The sequence below is a fragment of the Pseudomonas sp. RW10S2 genome (assembly GCF_014268985.1).
In the GTDB taxonomy this organism is placed as follows: Bacteria; Pseudomonadota; Gammaproteobacteria; order Pseudomonadales; family Pseudomonadaceae; genus Aquipseudomonas; species Aquipseudomonas wayambapalatensis.
The window spans coordinates 1-26,081 of the sequence record NZ_JABWRO010000077.1 but is presented as its reverse complement, the minus strand read 5'-3'; the positions used below and the strand labels follow the sequence as shown (position 1 = coordinate 26,081).

Below are 26,081 nucleotides of genomic sequence, written 5' to 3'. Positions count from 1 at the left end.
CGAACGGTCACCCGTTCGGCGCTTTTGCAGATACCGCGACAACGCTCAATCAGTGCGTTCGATGATCGCCGAGCCCCACGACAGGCCGACGCCAAAACCACTGAGGGCAACGCGCTTGTGGGTCGAACCCAGCACATGCTTCTCCAGCAGCAACGGAATGCTGGAAGAAACGGTGTTGCCGGTCTCGACCATGTCCTTGACGAACTTGCCCTTGTGCTCGCCCTCATCGAAGCGCGCCGACACCGCATCGACGATAGCTGCGCTGCCTTGATGCAGGCAATACAGGTCGATTTCGTCAGCCTTCAGCTGGCTGGCTTCGAGCAACTGGTTCAGGTGCGCTGGCACCTTGACCAGGGCGAAGTTGTAGACCTGACGACCGTTCATGAAGAACTTGCCATCGGTGGTGCGCAGGTGCTCAGCCCCGCCACCGTCACTGCCAAACAGCGACTTGCCCAGTTGCCAGGCGGCGTTCTCGCCCATCCAGGTCGCGGTGGCGGCATCGCCGAACAGCATGGTGGTGTTGCGGTCTTCTGGGTCGACGATCTTCGAATACGGATCGGCGGTGATCAGCAGGCCATTCTTCAAGCCCGCAGCTTCCATGAAGCCTTTCATCGCGTACAGGCCGTAGACATAGCCCGAGCACCCCAGCGAAACGTCGAACGCCGCGACATGGGTCGAAAGCCCCAGCTTGTGCTGGACGATCGCTGCGGTGTGCGGCAGCCCCTCGGCGTCGCCATTCTGGGTGACGACGATCACTGCATCGATGCTGGCAGGGTCGAGCGAAGGATTGGCGGCGAACAGATTGCGTGCAGCCTCGACGCACAGGTCGGAGGTTTCCTGCTCGCTGTCCTTGCGCGGCAAGAAGGTGGAACCGATCTTGCCGAAGATGAAATCCTGGTCCTTGCCGAATTTTGCGCCCTGGGCGTAGTTGTCTACCCCTTGAGTCGGCAGGTAACTGGCGATGCTTTTAATGCCAATCATGTGGCTTCCCGTTCAATAACAGCGAAGTAGCCCACGGCGTACGCAACGACGAAACGCCAGGAAACACGGGACGCCCCTGTTCCTGACCACGTTTATGGCTGCGCGACGGCGGCTCCTAGTTCGGACAATATACAGTGAAGATGCGCGAAGTGACTCTCAAGTCACGCGTTTTTTGTCGAATGGACACGACAGCGTCACATCCTCACTGCAGACCACCCCTTCAATCGGGTAACCAGGCCCGGCACCAGCTCTCCAGCCGCGCACCTTCGAGCAGCCACTGCCCACGCACAGCCGCCTGCAGCGCATCGCCCAGTGCCGCCGAAGCGTCACGGTCCGACAGGTGCAGACGGATCGCCTGCAGCCATTCGTCGGGCTGGTTACCCGCGCGCGACAGCGGCAAGGCATCGCCTGCGGCAAAGCCCGGCACTCGGCTGCAGATCACCGGATGAGCACAGGCCGCGTGCTGCAACACGCGCAGGTCACCGGAACAGGCGTTTTCCAGGGAATCGGCCATGGGCACCAGCGCCAGATCGAGGTTCAACGCCGCCAGGGCCTCGCCCAGATGCCCAGGCTCGACCGCTGGGTGCGACTCGCTGACGAACGGCCTCAAGCTACCAGCACACTCACCCAGCACCACCCACTCGACTTCACCCGACAAGGCCGGTACTACCTGCTCGAGCAACTCGTCGTCCTTGCCGGCGATCCAGCCAAGACGTGGCAAGGCCCCTGCCTGCCGCTCGCCCTTAAGGCGGCCCCAGCCGACCGGCAAGGCGTTCTCCAGCACCCGGATATCCTGGTGCAGCCCCTGCAGCCACTCGGCCAACGCAGGCGTCGGCACCAGCACGCGGTCAGCCTGCATCAACGCGGCCTGCAGGCGTTGCAGCAGATCCTCGCCGGACTCGAACTGCGCAGGTTCGGGATAACCGTCAAGCGTCACTACCTTCAGCGCTTGGGAGAATGCACTCAGCCGCCGCAAGGCCAGCAGCCCTGCATCATCCAACGGTCGCTGCAGGATCACGCTGGTCGGGGCAAAACGCTCCAGCTCCACCGGCGACAGCAGCCCCACGGTTGCCGCGCCGTCGAGCAACGCGTTTTCGCACAGCGCCCCCAACGGATGGACCAGACGCGACAATGCCCGGTCATCCTGCTCGGCAATGCAAGCCAATACCCGCGGCACCTTGCCCAGCAAGGGTCGCCAGCTCAGGTCATTGCTTTGCAGCATGAAGCCTTGCCCGTCACGCAGCGAGAAATTGCCGTTGTAGGCCGGGTCGTGCGCCAGACGCGGCAACCAGCGCGCATACAACGCATCGTGCTGCTCTTCGCTGGCCAGCACATCGCGTGGCGCATCCAGCAGCAGGCGCGCATGCGGCGTCCAGACATTCAGATAGCCCGCCTGGTGCAGCTTCAGGCACAGGTCGACATCGGCCCAGGGCGCCAGCAACTCGCTGGCATCGAAGCCGCCGGCCTCGAGGAACAGCGCGCGCCGCAGCATCAGGCACTCGCCACCGACCGCAGCGAAGTTCTGCTCCAGCGCCAGGCGCGCCATGTAGCCTGTCGACTGTGCAGGCAGACCGGCAAACGCCGCGCCCACCGAACCGTCGATCCCCAGCAGCAGGCCAGCCTGGCGTACCGTGCCGTCACCGGCCAGCAACTTGCCGCCGACTGCACCGACTTCAGGGCGCTGGGCGTGATTGAGCAGCGCCGACAACCAGTGGCCATCGAGTACCGCGGCGCGGCCGTCGAGCCAGAGCAGATAATCACCCCGCGCCTCCTGCGCAGCCGCGTTGCACAACGCAGCCCATGGCTGGCCAGGCATATAGCGCAGCACCTGGAAACGCCCCTCACCGATCTGCCCGACCATGTCCAGCCATTCGAGCAACGCAGGGTCTTCGCTGCCCGCCTCAATCAGCAACACTTCGAACTGCTCATGGGCGGTGTGCGTCAACAGGGTTTCCAGGCAGCGCTGGAAATCGACCAGTTGCCCGCGCAACGGCACCATGATGCTGACCGAAGCGACATGCGCATGACCGTAGTCGATGCGATAACCGCCCGGCACGTCATCAAGGGCAAAGACCTGCGCCTGCTCATAGCCGCGCAGGCGCAGATGATGCGCGATGACCGCCTGCTCGTCGGCACAGGCCGCCAGCGGCCCACCCTTGCCGATCAATAGCGGCTCGGCGACATGCATGACACTGCCCAGCCCGCGTTCGAGCAGCAAGCCCAACTGAAGGCCGAGCTCGAAGGCTCGCCCGCAGTCGCCGGCGAACCCTGCTGCCAGCGCCTCGCGCCGATAGACCCAGTGTCGCGACAGGCTGCCCGGCAGTGCCAGCAGCAGGTCCAGGTTAAGGTCCGGGCGCAGCGCCAGCTCGACATCCCCTCCCTCGCGGCGCAGGCCTTCGTCGGCGTAGACCGCCAGGCATTCCTCGGGCGCATCGAGCAAACGCACCGCCAGCGCCAGCAACCCGCTGGCGACGAAAGTCTCGCCAGCCTCGACCAGCAAGTACCAGTCACTTGCGCAATCGCTCAGCAGCGCATTGATCGTCGCCACCGGCTCACGTGGGTCGCACGCCTGCCATTGCACACCGACGCGCTGCGGGTCGCACTCGCCCAGCACATGCACCTGCACCTGTCGATACAGGCCACGGTCAACACTCTCCAGGGTCCGCAACAGCGCCTGACGGTCGCCGTGATCGCGCACCAGCACGGCAAGCTTCGGCGCCTGCGGCCCGGACAGCTCCTGCTGCAGACGTTGCACTTGCTTGGGCAATGGATAGCGCTGACGCAACCAGTCGAGCATGCCGTGCCGGTTGCCCGAGGCTTCAGCCACGGCTGCGTCCTGGGTCTTGGCGATGAAGGTGTCCAGTTGCTGCCAGAACGATGCGGTGCGCTGCACATAGCGCTGCAGACCATCGCCAACGGTAGCCCGGGCCTGTTCGAGGGCGCGGGGCTGGTCGGCCATGGCAAAGCCGACGCAACCGAAGAAGCTGTTGTCGAGCACCTGCTGGTCCACGCCATGTCCCGGCATGAACAGCACAGGGCAACCACACAGCACTGCGATCACACAGGTCATCGACCATTCGTAGGTGTACAGCACCTCGGCATGGCGCAACACCTCGGCCAACTCCGCCAGGCTCAGGGCATTGGCCACGCTGAGCAGGCGAATGCCGGCAGGCAACTGGTCGTAGTCGATCTGCTCCAGCGGGTGACGGTTCTGGTAGAGGCAGGCACCTTCGCGCACGCAATCGGCAGCGCCCGCAGCGAACAGCTCGATGTCGATGGTGGGCAGGCACAGCAGGTCGACGTTGACATCGCCACGGGCCTCGGCAAGGCGCTCGGCGTAGTAGAAGATCAGGTCGGTCGCCGCCGCGTTCATGCTCTTGCCGCTGATGAAACTCTCGAAGTTGAGCATGTAGCGCGCCACCACCGGGCACTCCAGCGGGTTGCCGCTGACCACTTCGGGATAGACCGCGATCGGCACCTTGCCCTCGGCCAGGTGGCGACGGGCGATGGCCGGGTCGAACAACGGCGTCTTGAGATCGGGATTGACCACGTCGGTGCCGTAGATGTACGCCTCGCGCCCGTTGAGGTTGAGCATGTGGCAGAGGTAGTGCATCGAAACGATACCGGACGAGGTATCACGGTAGGCAGGTGCCAGCAGGTAGTAGGGATGCCCCGGCTTGGTGAACATCAGGCGCAGGCGCGTCAGCGCCTGTTCGAGCGAAAGAGCATCCAGCTGCGCAGCGGTCGACATTGGGGGGGGCGAACTCCAGGATCAGGGCAGGCCGCTAACCATCGCGGTGGCAGCCTGTCAATAATTTGCCAGCGGGCATGAAAAAGCCGGGCTTAACCCGGCTTTTTTGCAATTAGCGCGCCAGTCATCCCAGCTGTGCTAGCCACTGCGGTGCACCAGCGGCGCCCTGGGCGTCGAGCCGCGCACGCCCCTGGAACGCGCCAGGCCATTGCTCGGCCAGCGCCTGCACAGCCTGCCCGGCGGGCACCACCAGTTCGTTGCCCATCAGCCTGGCACGCGGCGTCCACACCACCATCAGGCCGTTGCTGCGTACCGCCAGGCACAGGGCCAGGTCTGCCGCACCTGTTGCCGGCAGGCCACCGCACTGCTCGAAGGTTTCGCGGCTGATCATCAGGCAGTCGCCGGACACCGCCGGGCAGTCGCGTACCGACAGCGGCCAGCGCGCTGCAGCGCTGCGTGCCGCCGAGGTGCCGGCCCAGGGTGCATTGACCTGTCCGCCGTCGAGCAGCTCGTAGCCTGCATGCAGCAGGATTTCGCCACGACCCCACAAGCTGGCCCCGACAATCCCCACCTCGGGGCGCTGGGCCTCGTTGAGCAGCGATTCGATCCAGGCCGGCGTAATCACATGGCAGCGCTCGGAGAGCAGCACCAGGTAATCGCCGCGCGCCTGCCCGGCGGCCAGCGCCAGCAGTTGCTCGCGCGAGGCATGGGCCTCACCGGCAATCAGCCGCACGCGCGTGCCGAAGGCCTGGGCAATCGCCGCCTGTCCTGCGCTGTCGTGCCCCGGCAAGGCCACCACCACTTCGAAGCGCGGGTAACGGGTGCGCTGGAAGATCCCGGTCAGCGATACCTGCAACTGCGCGGTATCGCCCTCGCCTGCCAGCAGGATGCTGACCAGCGGCGTGGCGGTATGACGGAAATCGACGGTCAGGCCTGCGCTGCCTTGGTCACTGATCTGGGCGCGGTAGCCCAGTTCGGTCAGGTGACGGTTGAGGACCTTGGCCGCTTCGTCTGTCAGAGACTGCTCGGGCTGCTGGCCGATGACCAGGTAGTCATCCATGTGCGCCAGACAGCCAACACCCTGCTGCTGGACCAGGCGCAGCAACAGGTCGTATTCCTGCGCATGACGGTAGGACTCGCTGTAGCCACCCAGATCGAGCACGGCCTGGCGACGTACCAGCCAGTGCCGCGACATCAGCCCCGGCTGGCTACGCAGCAGGTCCAGGTCGCTGCCCGGACGGATCACGTCGAGCAGGCGGCCATCGCTGTCACGCTGCACTTCGTCAGCAGCGATTGCCTGGCACCCCGGCGCCTGGGTCAACTCCACCGCCAGACGCAGCAGGCCACCGGCCAGCAGCACGTCGCCGGCATCGAGCAGCAGCAGCCACTCGCTGGAAAGCTGTTTCACCACCTGGTTCAGGTGGGTCGCCCAGTTGCCGTCGTTGACCTGGATGAAGTGCAGGGTGTCGCGCGCAGTGGTAATCGCCGGAGGCTTGCCGCCCTTGAGCACCACCAGCTTGAAGTTGCGCAGGCCGCTGGCCAGCAGGCTGTCGAAGGTGGCCTGCAGTGCCTGGTCGTCATTCTCCAGGTCCAGCACCACGAAGGCGATCTGCGCAGCCGGGTGGCGCGCCAGGTAGGCCTGCGCGCGGGCGCGGTCGGCCTCGGCCGGGGTCGCGGCGGCAATCGCGGCCAGCAACTTGCCGGACGGCGTCGTCTCGAGCAATGCGCGGGCATCGGGTGCCGGAACGCTGCCCAGGCGGGTCAGCCAGTCCTGCATTTCGCGAACATGGTGGACGTCCTTGGCACCGGCCAACAGCGGCATCAGGCGCTGGCATACGTCCCGGTTGAACAGGCCCAGGCCCAGCGCGTGCAGGTAGCGCTGCTGCAGGCTGTCGTTGGTGTCGTTCGGATGTACTTGCAGCAAGTCGTGCTGGCGCACCCAGGCGCCTTCGAGCGCATGCAGGTGACGCTCGCCGGTCGGCCAGGCATGGCAGAGGAACTCGATTTCGCTCAGGCGCTGGAACAGCTTGCCGTTGTAGTACGGCAGCTCGACATACTGGCGCGGCTCGAAGGTCTGCTCAGGGTCGTCAATCACGCTGGCCCAGTCGGAGCTGAACAGCAGCGGCGTCTCGCCCTGATCGTAGCTGCTGCGCACGAAGCGGTTGAGCACCACGAAACCTTCTTCGCCGGCACACACACCCGCCGCCTCATCCCACTGGCGCAGGCTGCGTACGGTCTGGGTCAGGCGCTCCTCGCGGGCGGCTGCGCCCAGGTCGTTGTCCAGCAGTTCGCAGACCACATCGGTCTGCTCGAGGCTGCCGATCTCGCCTTGCAGCAGGATCGCGTAGCCCAGCGCCACACGCCAGCCCGCGGCATCCAGCTCTTGCGGCAGGCCTGCCAGCGCAGTCTGCAGGGTAGCCACACGCAGTACGGCACGCCAGGCCTGTTGGCCGCTGTGGCCATAACGACGCAGGCGCGCCAGAGCGTCTTCTGCGGCCTGGGGCGCGACGAATGCACCGAGCTTGTGGTAGCTCAGCTTGCAGTTGCCCGCCGCATAGGCCAGGGCATGCCCCTGCACCCCCTTCACCTGCGGCTGTGCAAGCAGATGGGCGGCAGCCTTGCCCAGCGCATCGGCGAGCACGAAGTCGGCATCCAGCGCCAGGCAGACGAAAGGCGTGTTCACCTGCTCGAGCAGTGCACCGAGTTGGCCTGCCGGCTCCAGCGCCAGGCATGGAACGCCCTGGCTGGCGTAGTAGTGGAGTGCGCGGGCGCGGTGATCCGCCTGGTCATGCCCAAGCAGGACAACGGTCACTTCAGTGTGCGAGCCAGTTGCGGTATCGATCATAAGGCACCTGTTCAAGAGTTCGGTTCTGCGCAGGGCCTGGGCCCTGCGCCTGGATTTCAGTCAGCCAGCCAGGCGTTGGCCCAGTGCTGCAGATGGTGTTCGGTAAGGACATAGTCGCTCAGTACCGCCTCGCGCAACGCATCGCCCTGGCGGTAGCTGGCGGCCGGGTCGTCGAGGTGCATGCGAATCGCTTCCAGCCACTGCGCCGTGGTGTTGTCGGCCACCCGGGTGCACGGCAGGTAGCCGGCATAGGCCTTGGTGTCGGTGCAGATGACCGGGAAGCCGCAGGCGCCATACTCGAGTAGCCGCAGGTTGCTCTTGCAGTCGTTGAACAGGTTCTGCTCCAACGGTGCCAGGGCCAGATCAAGGTTGAGGCTGGCCAGCTTGCGCGGGTAGTCACCGAACGAAATGGCCGGGTGAAACTCCTTCACGTAAGGCAGCAGCATCTCGGGGCACATGCCGAAGAACACCCAGTCGACTTCGTCGGCCAGTGTGCGCACCACCTCCAGCAGCAACTCCAGGTCGCCTCGGTGACTGGTGCCGCCCGCCCAGCCTACACGTGGCCGCGCGCTGGTCTGACGCTCACTGCGAAGGCCCGTCCACAAGGAGGCGGCGAGCATGTTGGGGACCACGCGGATGTCGCTGTGCATGCTCGACAGGGCATCGGCCAGCGGTTCGGTAGAGACCACCACGCGATCGCACAAGCCGATGGCTTCGCTGACCAGCTCGCGCATGTTGCGCGGCAGGTTGCGAGCGTGATCGTTCTTCTTCGGCGGATCGATGATGTAGTCGTCCAGCTCGTAGATGCGCCGGGTGTTGGAGAAGCGCTTGAAGCGGGCGATATCGCGCAGGCTGGCCGGGGTGTAGCGGCACTGCAGGATCACCACATCAGGTTTTTCCCGCTCCAGCTCGATCAGGCTCGGTGCGCTGTAGTCGATGCGCCCCTGGATCCAGCCGGCCTTTTCCAGCTCGGCGAACGGTTGCGATACACGGTAGTGACCGATGGCCGAGGTGCTGCTGGGCAGCCCCATCACCGACGGCATGGCGCGTGCGATGAACGGATCCCAGCCACCGCGCAGGCCCGGCTCAAAGTTGAAGTTCGGCAGCTTCAGGCTGAGGTTGCGATTGTAGGCGGGATCGAAAGCAACCCATGCCAGCCAGCGCTCATACAGCCGCTCCTGATCGGCCAGCAGGCTTTGCGGTGCGGGCTGTTCCTGAGCGGGCACCGGCACCTGGGCGACCCGCGAGAACGGCGTCCACACCGACAGGTAGCCTGCTTCGCGCGCCCGCAGGCAGAAATCGGCATCGAACAGCGACACCTCGAATGCCGCAGTATCCAGCCCACCCAGCTCGGCGAACAGCGCGGCGCGCACCAGCAGGCAGTCAAGGCTCAGCGCGCTCCAGTTCTGTACCAGGCTCAGGCGGTTCATGTAGCCGTCGGCATTCACCGCGCAGCTCAGGAACGGCGTGCCGGCAGTGCCATTCATGCCCATCACCAGGCCGGCCGAGAGCACCGAGCCATTGTTGTCGAACAGCTTGGGGCCAACCAGGCCGACTTCCGGGCGCTGCCCCAGTTGCATCAATTCCTGCAGCCATCGGCCGTCGAACAGCACACAGGCAGCATCGAGCAGCAGCAGGTAGTCGCCACGCGCCTGACGGCTGGCTTCGTTGAAACTCTGCGCCCGCCCGGTGGCATCCGCCTGGCACACGCGTAACTGGTCACTGCCCAGCCCCTGCAGGCCGCCCAGCCAATCGCGCACCTCGGGGGATGTCTCGCCGCTGGCCACCAGCAGTACTTCGAAATCGGCGTAGGCGGTATGGGCGAACAGCGATTCGACGCAGCGCATCAGCACCGCCAGCTCGCCTGCGGCGTGGATGAGGATCGAGACACTGGCGGCTTGCGGGTGCAGGTAGGTGACTCGCGTCATCATGCTGCCTTCGATACCCGTGACCTGCGCCTGTACGCCCAGACGCTCGAAGTGCGCTTGCAGCACGCGAGGGGCCTGCACATGCGCCTGCGCATCGTTGAGCCAGTCGGCATAGCGGTGGTGACACTGCACCAGCACTTCGGCGATATGCTCGACAACCTGCAGGCCGTGGACCTCGACCATGCGCCAGAGCAGGTCGTGGGGGGCGAGCGTGGCGAAGCTGGCGTCGAAGCCGCCCAGTTCGCGCAGCGCCTTGGCATCGAAGGCGAGCAGCCGACCGACATAGGGCAGGCTGCGCATCAGATCGAGGTTGAAGTCGGGTTTGAAGATCGGAAACGACGGCGCCAGGTTGTCGTTGGCGCCTTCGTCGATGTACAGGCACAGGCTATCGCCGCGCAGGGCCACGCGCTCGGCCATGATCACCAGCGCATGAGGGTGCGCGCGATCACCGGCGCGCAGCAGCAACAGCCAGTCGATGTCCTGCGCGGTGGCCAGCCACTGGCCAAGCTCGACAAAGTGATCACCCTGGCTGTGCAGGTGACGGGCCTCGCCCTGTACCTGGGCAGCCAGCGCCGCCGGGCCCAGCACCAAGGTATGGCGGGCTGGATAGGACTGCCCCTGCAGGCTCTGCAAGGTGGTGCGCAAGACCTTCTCATCGCCCGCCTCGGCCAGCACCGCCACCGCGATACGCGGCTGGCGCGGCCACTGCTCGATGCGCTTGGGCAGCAGGCTGACCTGGCCCGCCGACAATTGGCGCGACTCCAGCCATTCGGCATACAGCTCGTCGAAGCTGATGCTGTCGGTACCGATCTGCTGGCCGAGGTTGGCCATCTGCCCGGAGAAGAAACGGCGCAGGTCCATTTCCTCCCAGACCTGATCGGCTGCCCCGGTGTATTCGGCCAGCGGCAGCGTACGCACCCAACCATCGGCCGGCGCTGGCTCGCCGGTGGACTCGGCGAGCATCTGCAGCAGCCATTCGGATTCAGTCTTGGCAGCTTCGACCATGCTGCCCTGGTGGCTCAGGCGTCCGGCATGCACGCGCTCGAGGCTCAGCACCTGATCCAGGCTGCACAGGTGGCCACGGCGCAGCAGGCAGGCGTACAAGGCCAGGTCCAGGCGTGCGGCAAAGCCCTGCCCTTCCCCGACCAGCGCCGGCAGGTAGGCCTGCACCTCGTCACGGCGCAGCAGCGCATGGCTGATCCCACCGAACAGATTGGGCACGCCGTCGGCGACGCTTTCGAGCAGGTCGGTGCCATTGATCACGGCACTGTTCAGGGAAATGACGAAGTTCAGCGAACGCGCCGGCAGCAGCACATCGTCGGCAGCGCACAGCAGGCGCTGGCAGATGACCATGCTGACCTGGGAGTGATCGCTGAGTACTCTGGCCTGCTGGCTGATGCAGGTGCCGAACAGCACGTCGTCGTCGCAGAGAAACTTGATCAGCTCGCCCGAAGACTGCTCCAGGCAACGCTGCAGGTTGCGGGCAAACCCCAGGCGCTCGGGGTTGCGCACATGACGCAAGGGCACTGTGCAACCGGCACGCAGCTCATCGCAGATCGCTGCGATCTGGTCACCGCGACTGTCGTCGCAGACCACGATCTCCAGGTTCGGGTAATCCTGGCCGATGGCGCTGGCCAGCGTGGCGCGAAAGAACTCGGGATTGAACGCGGGGATGGCGATGCTGACGAGGGGATGTGCGTTCACTAGGACTCACTCAAGCGATTGAACCGCGGGACCGGCTGCCACCCAGTCCGGCGCTGACCGGCGGGTGGCGAGGCAGGCTCGTGGGACGATCACCCCGCGATCACCCGCACCTGGGTTCAGATGTAGTTGACCAGCGACAGGCCGGCGATCTTGGCATAGGACTGCAGCGAGGCCTGGAGCATGTTGGTCTGCATTTGCAGGCGCAGCATCACCGTGGCCGGGTCGCTTTCGCGGATCGAGCTCTGGGTCTTGCTGTTTTCATTGCCCAGTGCTTCGTTGGTTTCGGCCTGGACATCCAGCGCCGCGCCGCGACCACCGATGGCGCTGATCGAGGAGCTCACCTGGTTGGTGGCGCTGGCGATGTTGCCGATTGCCGAGTCCAGCGAGGCGAGGAAGTTCTGGCGCGCCTTGGGATCATTGTCCATCGGCACGCTCAACGCGGTGCGCAGTTGGCCAATGGTGTTGAGCATGTTCTGATTCTGGTGGGTGTCGACCTTGATCGCGAACGAGTCACCAGCATTGGGTGCACCGGACAACTGGAAGCTCACGCCCGAGGCCGTGGCAGTGTTGCCCGCCAGGGTGCCGGTGGAGATCGGCCGGCTGTTGTCGGTGAGCGGCGCTGCATACAGCTCGAAGTCGGTGGCACTGGTGAACTTGAGCACCGCGCCGCCACCTGGGAACGAGGCGTTGTACTGCGCCTGGTTGCTGATGGTGGCGTTGTTGACCTGGGTGCCGGAAGTGTTGCCTGGGCTACGCGAGCCAGCGATGGCATCGGGCTTGGAGCTCAGGTTGAAGGTGTGGCCGGCAATCGCGGTGTCCGGGTTGTCACCCGGCTGCAGGGTGATCTTCAGGCGCAGGTCGACACCGCGGAAGGAGATCGTGCCATTCTCGGCATTCGGGTTATAGGTCCCGCCCTGCGAGGCTTCCAGGGTCACGTCGTTGTTGCCCGAATCGAGGATGCGGTACTGGGTGCTGCTGAGGAACTCGATACGGTACGGCTCGCCACTGCGGAAGCGGTCGTTGAACGTCGCGCTGCCGGATACCTGGCCATTGGACAGGCTGACCCGACCATCGTCCACCGCCGGAGCGGTCAGGGTGGTCTGGCTGCGGCTGGTGTTGAGCGCCTGCTCGAAGGCGTCGAAACCGGTCTCGTTGGCCGCCAGGCTGAGCATGTCGCCCACCTGCAGTTTCAACTGGCCCTGGTCGCCCTGATAGCTGTAGGTGCCGTCGGCGTTGCGCACGTAGGGCGGGGTGTCGCCCTTGGAACCGGAGAACAGGTACTTGCCGTTCTCGTCCTTGCTATTCATCAGCGAGAACAACTGCTCTTCCAGCGAGCCCAGCTCGTCGGCGTTGGCCTTGCGGTCGGCGTCGGTAAAACCGGCGTTGCCCGAGCTGATCGCCAGCTCGTTGACCCGCTGCAGCACCTTGCCGATGGCATCGAGGGTGCTTTCGGAGGTGCTCAGCGAGTTGCGCACATTGGTGATGTTGCTCTTGTACTGGTCGAGCATGTTCTGTTGCTGCTCGAGCTGCAGCAGGCGCGAGGCGCCCACCGGATCGTCGGCTGCAGTACGCACGCGGATGCCATCGCTGGATTCCTGCTGGGTTTTCACCACGTTGCTGAAGCCGCGCTGATAGTTGGCGCTGCTGGTGTTGTAGAACTGCGAAGTGGAAATGCGCACGGTCTACGGCTCCTTAAAGGCTGTTGATCAAGGTGGCGAAGGTTTCCTGGGCCGCCTTGATGATCTGCGACGACGCGGTGTAGTACTGCTGGAACTTGATGAGGTTGCCGGTCTCTTCGTCGATCGACACCCCGGAGACGGCGTTGCGGCCATCGAGCGCCGACTTCTGCAGGGCATTGGTGGCGTCGGAGTCCATGCTCGCCTGGCCAGCCTTGCCGCCGACGTTGGACACAAGCTTGGCGTAGGCATCGGTCAGGCTGATGCCCTTGCCGTCGGCGCCGACTTCCACGGTGGACTTGGTCTGCAGGTCGATCACCGACTTGGCGTTGCGATTGTCGGAAGAGCCTGCACCGGTCAGCGAGACGGTGAAGCTGTCACCGTTCTTCGGTGCGCCGGCCACTTCCATCTCGAAGGTGAACGAACGCTGGGTGGCGCCATCCATGATCGGGTTGCCGGCGCCATCGACCATCGGCACCGAGAGCTGCAGCTTGTTGCTCTGGCCGGGCACGATGGTGCCGGTGCCGATGGAGTTGCCCTTGGCGTCGTACAGGGTGTAGCCCTGCGGAGACGCGCTGTCGTCGCCGAACACCAGCTTGACCGGGGTCGAATATTTCAGGCCGGTCTGCAACTGAGTGCGATCGGTGGCGTTGTAGATGTCCAGCTTGGAGGTCAGGTTCGGCTGGGTGATCTGCCCGGTGCCCTTGTTGCCCGAGCCGCTCACTGCACCCAACGGCGCGGACAGCGCCAGGCGCTTGGGATCGGTGAGCACCGACTCGATACCGGCAGCGGCGTTGCGGGTCGGGGTGATCTTGAAGCTGTCGCCAGCGGCAACGGCGCCACCATTGAGCGAGAGGCTGAAGCCATCGATCACTTTCGGTGGGTTGTCGTTGAGGTCGAAGTTGCCCATGTCGGTGCCTTCGGGCAGCTTGCGCACGTTGTAGCCGGTGGCACTGGTGAAGGTCACCTGGTAGTCGCTGGTGCCGAGCTTACCGGTGTCCTTGATGGTCACATCGAGGTTGCCGGAGCCTGCACTGTTGCCCTGGCGGGCGATGCTGCGCTCGCTGATGGCCTTGGCGCTGTTGATGTCGCCGAACAGCAGCGCGCCGAATTCACCATTCTTGTCGACGCCCTGGCCGAGCTGGCTGTTGATCGCATCGGACACCACCAGTGCCACCCGGCCCAGCTCGTTGAGCGCAGGATCCAGGGTGTCCTTGCGGTAGCGCAGCAGGCCACCGAGCTCGCCACCGGTGGTGGTGTCGGTGATGTCCATCTTGGTGCTGCCGCGGTTGATCATCAGGCTCATGCGCGTCGGATCGTTGCGGTTTGGCGCGACCTCGAGGGTCTGGGTGGTCTTGCCCAGTACCAGTGCCTGGCCGTTGGGCAGGTAGATGTCGTAGTTGCCTTCGCGCTCCACCACCTGGCTGCCGATCAGCTTGTTCAGTTCGCGCACGGCGCCGTCGCGCTGGTCGAGCAGATCGTTCGGCTGGCCCTGGATCGCCGACACGCGCGCGATCTGGTCGTTGTACTGGGCGATGGTCGAGGTGAGCTGGTTCACCTGGTCGGCGATCGACGCCATGTTGGCGTTGATGTTGCTGTTCTGCTGGTTGAGCTGCGTCGACAGGCTGTTGAAACGCTTGGCCAGCGATTGCGCGCTGGTCAGCAGCAACTGGCGAGAGGCATCTTCGTTGGGCTTGGCCGCCGCGTCCTGCATGGCGGTGAAGAAGCCTTTCAAGGCAGCCGTGATACCGGTGTCAGCGCTCGACAGGGCAGTGTCGAGCGGATTGATCTGGTTCAGGTACGAGTTGGCATCGCTGGACAGCGAGGTGGTGGTGCGCAGTTGGTTCTCGAGGAACGAGTTGTACACTCGACGCACGTCGGCCAGCGTGGTTCCGCTGCCGATGAAAACGTTGCCGTTCTGCTGCGAGCCCTTGGTCTTCTGCACGTTCTGCTGGCGCGAGTAACTGTCCACATCGGCGTTGGCGATGTTGTTACCCAGGGTGTACATCCCCGACTGCGCGGCGCCCAGCCCCGACATGCCAATATTGATCAAGCTCGCCATGATTCGCTGCCCTTAAAGTTGCGTGGTGGTCCCGAGCATTGCGTAGCTCGTGTCCGACTTCATCTGTCTTGCGATCTGCGAGATCTTGCTGGCGTAGTTCGGGTCGGTGGCATACCCGGCCTTCTGCAGCTCTCGCACAAACTGCTCTGGGTTATCGGCAGACTTCACCGCATCTTGATAGCGCGCATTGTTCTGCAGCAGGCTGACCAAGTCGTGGAAGCTGTCCTGGTAGGAGTCGTAGGAACGGAACGCTGCCGTTTCCTTGACGAACTGACCGTTGCGGAACTCGCTGGTGATCGCCCTCGCCTCGCCGCCCTGCCAATTGCCGGTGGCCTTGATGCCGAACAGGTTGTGGCTGCTGCTGCCATCGGTGTTGCGCATGACCGATTTGCCCCAGCCGGTTTCGAGGGCAGCCTGGGCGACCAGGTAACGCGGGTCGATACCGATGCGCTTGGCGGCCTGCTCGGCCATCGGCAGCATGGTGGCGACGAACTCGTCGCTGTCGGCGAAGGCTTTCTTCGGCGCCAGCGGCGGCTGGGCCACGGCGCGCCCGAGAATCTGCATGCCATGCCCCGGTGCGGCGAAGGCCTGGGCCGGCTCCCAGTCGCCGGTGGCCACGCCACCGGGCGGAATATCGCCACGACCCGGCAATGCCGAGGTGTTGGTCGCAGCCGGATTGCCGGCCGACGGCACGATGCCGGCCAGCAGACGGTCGGTGAGCTTGCCCGGCAGCGCCAGACGCCGCGCATTGAGCGCCGCAACGTCGTTGCGGGTGGACGTCGATTCGGCGGCGTGGGCAGGTGCGACCACTTTCGTGCCCCACAACGCCGGCGCATTGCCGTCGATACGCGGGAACGGGCTGGTGTTCGGGCGCACGGCCTTGTTCTTGGACAACTGGCGCACCAGCACGTCCTGCAGGCCGATACCGCCGCCTTCGCGGGACATGCTCACGGCCAACTGCTGGTCGTACATGTCGCGGTACTGCTTGACCGTCTCGGTGTTCATCGGATCGTCGGCAGCCAGCACATCGCCAGCCTTGCGCGAGGCCTTGAGCATTTCGCCGATGAACAGCGACTCGAACTCCTGGGCCACCTTGCGGATGTTGGCATCGCTGTCGCGATCCCCGTGCTTGAGCGAGCTCAGGCGGTTGAGGTCGGTGTAGGCGCCGCTGTCGGCGGCACTTGAAACCAGGCTCTTCGGATTCATCGCCAGCGTCCTCAGATCACGATCAGGTCGGCCTGCAAGGCGCCGGCCTGTTTCAGGGCTTCGAGGATCGCCATCAGGTCGCCCGGTGCCGCGCCGACCTGGTTCACCGCACGGACGATTTCATCCAGCGTGGTCCCCGGGCCGAACTTGAACATCGGCTTGGCTTCCTGTTGCGCATTGACCCGCGACCGTGGCACCACGGCGGTCTGACCGTTGGAGAACGGCCCCGGCTGGCTGACGATCGGGTCTTCGGTGATGGTCACGGTCAGGCTGCCATGGGTGACGGCGGCCGGCGATACCTTGACGTTCTGGCCAATGACGATGGTGCCGGTACGCGAGTTGATGATGACCTTGGCCACGGCCTGGCCAGGATCGATCTCCAGGTTCTCGAGGATCGACAGGTAGTCGACCCGCTGGCTCGGGTCCATGGGCGCGGTGACGCGCACCGAACCGCCGTCCAGCGCCTGGGCAACACCCGGGCCGAGCAGTTCGTTGACCTTGTCGACGATGCGCTTGGCGGTGGTGAAGTCCGGGCGATTGAGGTTCAGGGTCAGGCTGTTGCCCTGGTTGAAGCCGCTCGGCACCGCACGCTCGACCGAAGCACCGCCAGGGATGCGACCGGCCGACGGCACGTTGACGGTGATCTTCGAGCCATCGCGACCTTCGGCATCGAAACCACCGACCACCAGGTTGCCCTGGGCAATGGCGTAGACGTTGCCGTCGATACCCTTGAGCGGGGTCATCAGCAGGCTGCCGCCGCGCAGGCTCTTGGAGTTGCCGATCGAGGACACGGTGATGTCGATCACCTGCCCCGGCTTGGCGAAGGCCGGCAGGTCGGCGTGCACCGACACCGCAGCGACGTTCTTCAACTGCACGTTGCCCGAACCTGGCGGCACCTTGATGCCGAACTGCGACAGCATGTTGTTGAAGGTCTGCAGGGTGAACGGGGTCTGGGTGGTCTGGTCACCCGTCCCGTTGAGCCCCACCACCAGGCCGTAGCCGATCAACTGGTTGGCGCGCACGCCGGAAATGCTGGCGATATCCTTCAGGCGCTCGGCGTGGGCGCCGAACGCGAAGGACAGGAGCAAGGTCGCGGCAATCAACTGCCTGGCGTTGAACATGGTCATCCGTACTCAGAAGGGCCAAAGCGGGCTCATGAAGAAGCGGTCCAGCCACCCGGGCTGGCTGGCATCGGCGAAGGAGCCGGTGCCCGAATAGGTGATGCGCGCGTCGGCCACGCGCGTGGACGGCACGGTGTTGTCGGTGGCGATGTCGTCGGCGCGGATCAGGCCGGCGATGCGTACCAGCTCTTCGCCGGTGTTGAGGGTCATCCACTTCTCGCCGCGCACGGCGATGATGCCGTTGGGCAGCACATCGGCCACGGTAACGGTGATGGAGCCGGTCAAGGTATTGCCCTGGCTGGCCTGGCTGGCACCTTTGGTGGCGCGTTCACCCTTGTACCCGGCGTTGAGCGACAGGTCGCCACCGCCGAACGGGTTGTTGGTGTTGGGCGTCGTCCCGAACAGCGAGGTCAGGCCGATATTGGCGTTGCTGTCCTTCTGGATCTGGGAACCGGCGTTCTTGCTCGCCGAGGTACGCTCGTTGAGGGTGATGGTGATGATGTCACCAACACGAAACGCCTTGCGATCGCCATACATGTTCTGCTCGAAACCGGCCTGGTAGATCGAACCGTTGTTGGCCGCCGACGGCAAAGGTGTACGCGGCAGTACAGGCGCGTAGTACGGGTCGTTGGGCTTTGCCGTCGGCGCAACGCAACCGGCCAGCAACACAGCCCCTCCCAGGGCGACGACGGACAACAGACGATTCATGACGCTTACCTCACGGTGTAACAGGCGCTGCAACAGCGGCCGGGTAGCTAGAGCCAGGACTTACAGTTGCTGGGTGACGAACGACAACATCTGGTCGGCGGTGGAGATGACCTTGGAGTTCATCTCGTAGGCGCGCTGGGTGGTGATCATGTTCACCAGCTCTTCAACGGTGCTGACGTTGGAGTTTTCCAGGGTCTGCTGCAGAGTGGTGCCGAAACCGTTCAGGCCCGGGGTGCCGACCTGCGGCGCACCGCTGGCGGCGGTCTCGAAGAACAGGTTGTTGCCGATCGCCTGCAGGCCGGCCGGGTTGATGAAGTCTGCGGTCTGGATGTTGCCGATGATCTGCGCAGCAGGGTTGCCGGTGGTGGTGATCGACACGGTGCCGTCCTGGCCGACGGTGAAGGTCTGGGCCTCCGGCGGCACGACGATGGCAGGCTCGAGGGCGAAACCATTGGCGGTCACGACCTGGCCATCGGAGTTCAGGTGGAAGGTGCCGTCACGGGTGTAGGAGACAGTGCCGTCTGGCTGCAGGACCTGGAAGAAACCACGACCGTTGACCGCGAGATCCAGCGGGTTTTCGGTGGTCTGCAGGCTGCCAGTCTGGAAGTTCTTCTGGGTGCCGACGATGCGCACACCGGTACCGACCTGCAGGCCCGAAGGCAGCTCGCTGTCCTGGGTCGACTGGGCACCAGGCTGACGCTTGGTCTGGTACAGCAGGTCCTGGAACTCGGCACGGTCGCGCTTGAAGCCGGTGGTCGAGACGTTGGCCAGGTTGTTGGAGATGACCGTCAGGTTGGTGTCCTGTGCGGACAGGCCGGTTTTAGCGACCCAGAGAGCCGGAAGCATTTAGTGTTCTCCTCGTGCGCCTGTTTTACGGCACCCGTTCAAAAGTGATTAGCTGATTTGCAAAACCCGAGCCATGGCTTCGTCGCCCTGCTCGGCGGTCTTCATCATCTTGACGTGCAGCTCGAACTGGCGGGACAGGGCCAGCACCGAAGTCATCTCTTCGACGGCATTGACGTTGCTGCCCTCGAGGAAGCCCGACACCACGCGGACATTGACGTCCGCATCGGCCGGCTGGCCGCTGTTGGTATGGATCAGGCCATCGAGGCCTTTGCTGATGCTCTTGATATCGGGGTTGACCAGCTTGATCCGATCGACCTCGGCCATGACGCGCGGGTCTTCACCCATGGCGCGGATGCTGATGGTGCCATCGTCACCGACCTCGACCTTCTGCTCTGGCGGAATGGCGATCGGGCCACCGTTGCCGATCACCGGCATGCCATTGCCGGCACGCAACACGCCGAGGGCGTCGATGTTCAGGCTGCCGGTGCGCACATAGGCTTCGCTGCCATCCGGGGCCTGCACGGCGATGAAACCGTTGCCGCTGACCGCCACGTCCAGCTCGCGACCGGTCTCGATCATCGGGCCTGCGGTAAAGTCGGTGGCAGGCCGCTCGCTCATGGCGAAGGCACGCGCCGGAAAGCTGTCGCCGAACACCGGCATCGAGCGCGCCTGCTCCAGGTCACGCTGAAAACCGGTGGTGGAAACGTTCGCCAGGTTGTTGGCGTGGGCCTTCTGTGCCACCGCGTTCTGGGCGGCGCCGGTCATGGCCACGTAAAGCATCTTGTCCACAGTCATCCTCCACTGCACTGGCGATCGATTGCCGCTCACCGTTGCTATGCAGGCTCTAAAGCAAGTTCCGAACCAACTTTTCCCGAGGCAAGAAAAAGCCCGTGGATACGGGCCTTTGGTGGTTTTCGTCGAGGGTGCAACGTCGGTTATCCGGCGCTGCTTTGCCGCTGGCGGCAAGGGGGTGCCAAAGTTCAGCAGTGGCGGTATTGCTAATCGCGACACCCACCATTGTTGTACGGCCCGGCAAACCGCTTCCAGCCCTCCCCCGGCGACCACTGCGAACACACCAGTCGCCCATCCACCTGGCTTTCCCAGCGCCACCACGGCGCAGTACCGGCCTGAGCCTGGAGCAGGCATGCCGCCGCCAACAGCGCGACAGTCAGTTTCCTCATGATCCCTCCTGCAAAAACGACGAACCCCTTCACGGGAAAGGGGTTCGTCCAGACACGCTCAGCCAGCGACCATCAGGTCATCTGGATGATGGTCTGCATGATGGTGCTTTCGGTGGAGATGGTCTTGGCGTTGGCCTGGTAGTTGCTCTGCGCCTTGATCAGCTCGACCAGCTCCTGGGTCAGGTTGACGTTGGACGCTTCCAGCGAGTTGGACTCGACCGAGCCCAGGGTGCCGGTCTTCGGCGCGTCGATGCCTGGAATACCCGAGGAGAAGGTTTCTTTCCAACGCGTACCGCCGATCTGCTGCAGGCCCTGGTCGTTGGCGAAGCTGGCAATCGCAACCTGGCCGATGGCGCGAGACTGCTGGTTGCTGAAGCTTGCGAACATCACCCCGGTCGAGTCGATCGACAGGCTCGACAGGATGCCGGTGGCATAGCCGTCCTGATTCTGCGACATGCGCGCGGTCTCGGTGTTGTACGAGGTGGTGCTGTTCATGGCCAGGCGCATGCCGTCGGCATTGCCATCCGAACCGTTGGCCGCCCAGTTGCCTGCGGCATCCTTCGCGGCCGGGATCCAGCCCTTGAGGCTGAAGGTGTTGTTGGTCACGCTCCAGTTGGCCGCCGGCACCGTGGTGTTGTCGGTGGTCATGGCCTTGATGCTGCCGTCGGAATTGAAAGTCATGGTGCCGGTCAGCGGCGTGGTGCTACTCGGGTTGAGCGGGTTGCGACCATCGACCAGGGTGTACATGGTCCACTCGTTGGTGCCGGTCTTGCGGTAGAACTGCTCCATGGTGTGCTCGTTACCCTGGCTGTCGTACACCTTGGTCGGGAAGGACTTGGTGTAGGTCGACTGGTCGGCCGGGTCGAACGGCTTGTTCGGCACCATCACCGGTGGGGTCGCGCCGTCGGACACCTCCAGCGGGATGGTGTCGGCGGAGGAGTTCAGGTTGATGCCCTGGTCGATCAGGGTAGTGGCCTTGGGGGCCAGCGCCGAGGTATCGATCTTCAGGTTGGTGAGGATGCCCTTCTGGATCTTGCCGGTGCTGTCGGCGGCATAACCTTGCAGGTTCAGGCCGTCGGAGGTCACCACGTTGTTGTCCTTGTCGGTGCGGAAGGCACCGGCACGGGTATAGGTCAGCGAGCCGTTGTCGGACAGGACGAAGTAGCCCTGGCCCTGGATACCCATATCCAGCACGTTGCCAGTGTTGTTCACGTCACCCTGGGTGAACTGCTGCGACACGGCCGCCAGGCGCACACCGTTACCGACCTGGTTCTGGCCCACGCCCAGGCGGTTGGCGCCGGCGTAGACGTCGGCGAACTCGGCACGCGACGACTTGAAACCGGTGGTATTGACGTTGGCGATGTTGTTGCCGGTAACGTCGAGTTGCTTGTTGGCTGCGTAGAGACCGCTAAGGCCGATATTGAAAGACATGCATTGCTCCTTCTGCCGAACAGGCCGGCCTTAGATTCCGATGGTTTGTACTTTGGAGATGCCGACCTTGCCGATACCGGCCAGGTTGAGCATCATCTCGCCGCCAGTGCCACCCACAGTGACACTGGTGACGGTGGCTGGCAGCAGCGTGTACATCTCCTGAGCCTTGCCATCGACGGTGGTCGTCGCGGTAAAGGTGTAGTTGCCTGCAGCGACCTTCTCGCCCTTGTCGTTGGTGCCATCCCAGATGAAGTCGGCAGTGCCCTTCTTCTGTTCGCCCAACTGGATGGTCTTGACGACGTTGCCATCCTTGTCCTTGATCGTGACCTTGCCGCTCTCGATGCTCTGCGGCACCACGACCTGACCATTGAAGCTCTTGGTCGGATCGACCAACGCCTTGTTGTTCTGCACGATCACCGAGCGGCCGACCAGCGACGACGCCTGCAGCGCCTGGGACGAACCCAGCGAACCGGTAATGGCGTTGACCGACTCGTTGAGGGTCTGGATACCCTCCAGGCTGCTGAACTGCGCAAGCTGGGCAACGAACTCACCGTTGTCCTGCGGATCGAGCGGGTTCTGGTGCTGCATCTGGGTGACCAGCAACTGCAAGAAGGCATCCTTGCCGAGCGCGTTCTTGTCGGTCGGCTCGCTGGCTGGCTTCTTGGTGCCGTTGCTCACACCGGAGTTGGCGAGCACATCATTAACATTGACTGCCATGCTTTGCGCTCCTCAATCACTGACCCAGGGTCAGCACCTTCTGCATCATGGTCTTGGCGGTGTTCATCAGCTCGGCGTTGGTCTGGAACGCACGGCTGGCGGAGATCATGTCAGCCATCTCCTCGACCACGTTGACGTTCGGGTAGTAGACGTAGCCGTCCTTGTTCGCCGCCGGATGATTGGGCTCGTAGCGGGCTTCCAGGTTGCTCTGGTCCTCGATGATCCCCTTGACCTGCACACCCTGGCCGGCCTGGCCCTGGTCGTCGAACAGCGACTGACCGGCGCCGTTCTGGGCCTGTTCGAAGGTGGTGGCGAACACCGGGTGGCGCGCGCGGTAGGTCTGGTCGATGCTCGAGGAGACGGTCTCGGCGTTGGCGATGTTCGAGGCGACGGTGTTAAGGCGCGTGTTCTGCGCGCTCATGCCGCTACCGGCGATGTTGAAGACACTGGCAAGGGACATGGTCACTCTCCACGCAGGGCCGATACCAGCCCTTTGAATTTACTGTTGAGCAAGGTGAAGCTGGCCTGGAAGTCGATCGCGTTCTGCGCATAGTTCGACTGCTCGATCTGTGCATCCACGGTGTTCTGGTCGATCGACGGCTGCATCGGCGTGCGGTACTTGAGGCTGTCGTCGCCCATGGCCAGGCCTTCGGCCTCGATGTGGTGGCCGTTGGTGCGGGTCAGCGAAATACGCCCATTGCTTTGTTTGTCTGCCTCGGCGGCAAGCACCGAGGAGAAGTCCATGTCACGCGCCTTGTAGTTGGGCGTGTCGGCGTTGGCGATGTTGTTGGCCAGCACCTCGGCGCGCTGGGCGCGGAAACCCAGTGCCTTTTCATGGATGCCGAGGGCCTTGTCGAAGCTGATGCTCATGTCGGGGAACCTTCGAAGGTTGACCAGCGTTGCGTTGGCCAAGCTATAGCAAGGCCTGTGCCAACAGCCGCAACCCCAGCAATACCGGGCATCATCTGCATCCGCGAGCAACGGCAATGCCAGAAAAGCGGCAAAGTGCTTCCGCTTGATGGCGAGTGAGCGGCAATTGCCGAGCGGCAAAAGCGGCAATCCAAAAAATTGACGTCAACAGGACAGTGTTATTTTGCCATCACTGCGAGTAGCATTCGCGACCGCGCAGAGATGTGGCATGAGGCCACTGGTTACGGTTTCAGGCACAGCATGGATGCGCACTGTCCCTATTGCCTTCCAAGGAAGAAACCGTGTCCCCGCTGACCTACCGCAAAACCCTGCTTGCCCTGGCAATTGCCACCAGCGCCCTGCCCGCCCATGGCCAGACCATCCAACTGACCGATGCCGGCTTCACCTCCAGCCACCAGAGCTACGCGAACGGCCTCGAGTTCGGCGGCAGCTTCACCAATATTTCCCGCAGCGCGATCGTGCTCGACGACGCCAACGTACAGGGCGACCTGACCTTCAACAGCCCGATCAACGACAACGACCGCACCACCGTGGACATGGTCAATCGCAGCGACGCCCTCACCGCGCGCAACAGTCATGTGACCGGCGACCTGATGAACCAGGCCTTCGTCAGGAGCACCAGCCTCGATGGCAACGCGCTGAAAATCAGCAATACCACCATCGATGGCAACCTGATCAACCAAGGCACGCTCCAGGCCGGCACCGGTATCGGCATCATCAACCGGCGGGAAGCCTACGGCATCAACCTGGCCAGCGCCAACGGCCAGTCGACCTTGATCAAGGGCGACCTGGTCAACGCCCAGAACGCCAAGGTCCGCGCCTATGGCTACAACGCGATCACCCTCAACCTGGCCGGCGCCACCGTGCAGGGCAAGATCGTCAATCGCGGCGCCATCGAAAGCAGCGGCCCCAATGCCATCAGCGTCAACGCCACGTCGCGCGGCGGCGCCACCGGCATGCCAACCCGCCTGGACAGCATCGAAAACTACGGCAATATCGTCGCCAGCGACACGAACAGCCAGGCCATCGCGCTCGATGGCGCAACCCTGACCAGTAGCCTGGGGCGGCACATCGACAACCGTGGCTCGATCTACGCCTTGAGCGGCACCGGCATTCGCATCGGCGATGTCGCATTCGACGCCCCCGGCCAGCAACCCTGGTATCGCGACCACGGCGACCTGAACATCTTCAACAGCGGCATCATCATGGCCCAGGTCGCCATCGACGCCAGCCACAGCAATCGGCCGGTCGAGCTCATCCTGCGCGAGGGCAGCCAGATCACCGGCATGCTCGACGGGCTGAGCAACATCGAGGTCGAAGGTAACAGCGAGTTCCAGGCCCACTACCTGCCCCACAGCACCCCGGACATCCGCCTCAAGCCCGGTGGCTGGATCGAAGTCGGCAACCTGGGTGACGACACCCGCGCAACCCTGTCACTGACCGCGGCCCGCACCGCGATCGACGGCAACCTGTCGATCGCCGGCAACTCGGCGCTGGGCCTGGAATTGTCCAGCGAAACCGACCCGAGCGTGGCGGTACTCAAGGTCAGCGGCACCAGCAAGTTCGAACAAGGCTCGCGCATCGCCCTGCACGCCGACGAAGAGGACTTCCAGCCGTCCGGATCGCGCTACCTGCTGGTCGAGGCCGGCCAGGTACAGCTGGTGGACACCGCCGGCCACAACCTTGACCCCAACGGCATCCAGGTCACCAGTACCTCGGCACTGCTGCGCGTGCAGAGCAGCGCGGTGGAAGACAACAAAGTCTACGCACAGGTTACGACCAAACCGGTGGAAGAAGTCACCGAGATCGTCAAGGAAAGCGGCGGCAACGACAATGCCCAGGGTGCCATCGGCAACGCGATCGGTAACGGCCTGCTGGCTCAGTTGCCCAAAGGCGACCCGCTGCTGGCCTACGCCGCCAACGCCGACCAGGCCCAGGTCGCCAGACTGGCTCGCCAGCTGACCCCGGAGGTCAACGGCGGCGCGCGCCAGGCAGCCACCGGAGCCCAGCGCATGATCGGCAACGCCATCAGCAGCCGCGCCAGCAACCTGCGTGGCGCCTCGTCGGGGGAAGGCTTCAGCCAGGCCGGCGTATGGGTTCAATCGCTGTACAGCGACGCCACCCAGAGCACCCGTGACGGCGTGGCAGGTTACAACGCCTACAGTCGCGGCATTGCCGTCGGTGCCGATGGCAAGCTCAACGACCAGCTCACCCTGGGCCTGGCGTACAGCTTCCTGGACACTGACGTCAACGGCAGCAGTGGCAACAAGACGTCGGTCGAGAGCCATGCCTTCACCCTGTACAGCGCCTATACGCTGGGCAACTACTTCGTCGACGCCAGCCTGACCTATGGCCGGGGCGACAACCAAGGCAAGCGTGAGATCGCCGACACCCGGGCCAAGGCCGACTACGATAGCAACCAGTTGGCCGCGAACCTGGTGGGTGGCTACACATGGCACATCAACCCGCAATTGCTGGTCGAACCACGCGTGGCCGCACGCTACAGCCGTGTCGACATCGATGGCTACCGCGAGAAAGGCTCGTCCGCCGCACTCAAGGTCGAAGATGAGCGCTACGAAGCCCTCGAGCTGGGTGCAGGTGTGCGAGTGGCGGGCAGCTATGCCGTTGGTGTCGGGACCCTGGAGCCGCAATTCAAGCTGATGGGCTACCACGACTTCGCCGCCGACCAGACCAACAGCACCTCGACCTTCCTGCTCGGCAACACGCCATTCGTGACCCGCGGCGCAAGTGCGGTGCGCAACAGCTACGAAGCAGGTGTCGGTGCCGACTACAAGCTGGGTGCAGTGACCCTCGGGGTCAATTATGACTACGTGGGCAAGTCGGGCTTCAATGCCGACGTATTCTCGGCAAAGGTGCGGTACGACTTCTGACCGCGATCTCGATCGATCCTGACCTTGCCGCCTGAACACGCTGGCAAGGTCCGGTGTTCGCAGGCGCGAAAACGAAAAGGCCGGTATCTCTCGATACCGGCCT

At 64.1% G+C, this 26,081-nt stretch carries 17 protein-coding genes; 1 reads left to right on the top strand and 16 read right to left on the bottom strand.

Going from position 1 to position 26,081, the window contains the following annotated elements; genetic code table 11:
• Positions 1 to 45 precede the first annotated feature (45 nt).
• From HU729_RS16845 to flgB, 16 genes are all read right to left on the bottom strand, one after another.
• Positions 46 to 981, bottom strand: a complete 936-nt coding sequence (locus HU729_RS16845) for a ketoacyl-ACP synthase III (RefSeq protein ID WP_186711019.1) — start codon at positions 979 to 981, stop codon at positions 46 to 48.
• A 220-nt stretch (positions 982 to 1,201) separates the two neighbouring features.
• Complete coding sequence (locus HU729_RS16840; RefSeq protein WP_186711018.1) at positions 1,202 to 4,732, bottom strand: glycosyltransferase; 3,531 nt, start codon at positions 4,730 to 4,732, stop codon at positions 1,202 to 1,204.
• A gap of 124 nt (positions 4,733 to 4,856) precedes the next feature.
• Entirely contained in the window at positions 4,857 to 7,577 is a 2,721-nt protein-coding gene (locus tag HU729_RS16835; protein WP_186711017.1) for a glycosyl transferase, read from the bottom strand.
• 56 nt (positions 7,578 to 7,633) lie between these two features.
• A complete protein-coding gene (locus HU729_RS16830) occupies positions 7,634 to 11,209 on the bottom strand; it encodes a glycosyltransferase (protein ID WP_186711016.1) in 3,576 nt (1,191 codons plus the stop codon).
• 116 nt (positions 11,210 to 11,325) lie between these two features.
• Positions 11,326 to 12,888, bottom strand: coding sequence for a flagellar hook-associated protein 3 (locus HU729_RS16825; protein ID WP_186666446.1), 1,563 nt, complete (start codon positions 12,886 to 12,888; stop codon positions 11,326 to 11,328).
• 13 nt (positions 12,889 to 12,901) lie between these two features.
• Positions 12,902 to 14,947, bottom strand: a complete 2,046-nt coding sequence (gene flgK, locus HU729_RS16820) for a flagellar hook-associated protein FlgK (RefSeq protein WP_186711015.1) — start codon at positions 14,945 to 14,947, stop codon at positions 12,902 to 12,904.
• Positions 14,948 to 14,959: 12 nt separating this feature from the next.
• Entirely contained in the window at positions 14,960 to 16,153 is a 1,194-nt protein-coding gene (gene flgJ / locus HU729_RS16815) for a flagellar assembly peptidoglycan hydrolase FlgJ (RefSeq protein WP_186711014.1), read from the bottom strand.
• An 11-nt stretch (positions 16,154 to 16,164) separates the two neighbouring features.
• Positions 16,165 to 17,280: a flagellar basal body P-ring protein FlgI gene (locus HU729_RS16810; RefSeq protein ID WP_176717858.1), complete on the bottom strand. Its 1,116-nt coding sequence runs from the start codon at positions 17,278 to 17,280 to the stop codon at positions 16,165 to 16,167.
• Between the two features lie 6 nt (positions 17,281 to 17,286).
• Positions 17,287 to 17,982 (bottom strand): flagellar basal body L-ring protein FlgH, encoded by a 696-nt coding sequence (gene flgH / locus HU729_RS16805; RefSeq protein WP_054891899.1) that lies wholly within the window; start codon positions 17,980 to 17,982, stop codon positions 17,287 to 17,289.
• Between the two features lie 60 nt (positions 17,983 to 18,042).
• Positions 18,043 to 18,828: a flagellar basal-body rod protein FlgG gene (gene flgG / locus HU729_RS16800; protein ID WP_063545695.1), complete on the bottom strand. Its 786-nt coding sequence runs from the start codon at positions 18,826 to 18,828 to the stop codon at positions 18,043 to 18,045.
• A gap of 48 nt (positions 18,829 to 18,876) precedes the next feature.
• Positions 18,877 to 19,617: a flagellar basal body rod protein FlgF gene (locus tag HU729_RS16795; RefSeq protein ID WP_054891901.1), complete on the bottom strand. Its 741-nt coding sequence runs from the start codon at positions 19,615 to 19,617 to the stop codon at positions 18,877 to 18,879.
• Between the two features lie 209 nt (positions 19,618 to 19,826).
• Positions 19,827 to 20,009, bottom strand: coding sequence for a hypothetical protein (locus HU729_RS16790; protein ID WP_186666449.1), 183 nt, complete (start codon positions 20,007 to 20,009; stop codon positions 19,827 to 19,829).
• A 72-nt stretch (positions 20,010 to 20,081) separates the two neighbouring features.
• The gene (gene flgE / locus HU729_RS16785; RefSeq protein ID WP_186711013.1) at positions 20,082 to 21,440 is read right to left on the bottom strand and encodes a flagellar hook protein FlgE; all 1,359 of its coding nucleotides are present in this window, start codon (positions 21,438 to 21,440) and stop codon (positions 20,082 to 20,084) included.
• Between the two features lie 30 nt (positions 21,441 to 21,470).
• Positions 21,471 to 22,157 carry a flagellar hook assembly protein FlgD gene (gene flgD, locus HU729_RS16780; protein WP_186711012.1) on the bottom strand — a complete coding sequence of 229 codons (687 nt, stop codon included), beginning with the start codon at positions 22,155 to 22,157 and terminating at the stop codon, positions 21,471 to 21,473.
• Positions 22,158 to 22,173: 16 nt separating this feature from the next.
• Complete coding sequence (flgC, locus tag HU729_RS16775) at positions 22,174 to 22,617, bottom strand: flagellar basal body rod protein FlgC (protein WP_054891905.1); 444 nt, start codon at positions 22,615 to 22,617, stop codon at positions 22,174 to 22,176.
• 2 nt (positions 22,618 to 22,619) lie between these two features.
• Positions 22,620 to 23,027: a flagellar basal body rod protein FlgB gene (gene flgB, locus HU729_RS16770; RefSeq protein ID WP_186666455.1), complete on the bottom strand. Its 408-nt coding sequence runs from the start codon at positions 23,025 to 23,027 to the stop codon at positions 22,620 to 22,622.
• 341 nt (positions 23,028 to 23,368) lie between these two features.
• On the opposite strand from flgB, the gene HU729_RS16765 reads away from it, so the two are divergent.
• The gene (locus HU729_RS16765; protein WP_186711011.1) at positions 23,369 to 25,978 is read left to right on the top strand and encodes an autotransporter domain-containing protein; all 2,610 of its coding nucleotides are present in this window, start codon (positions 23,369 to 23,371) and stop codon (positions 25,976 to 25,978) included.
• Positions 25,979 to 26,081: the final 103 nt, after the last annotated feature.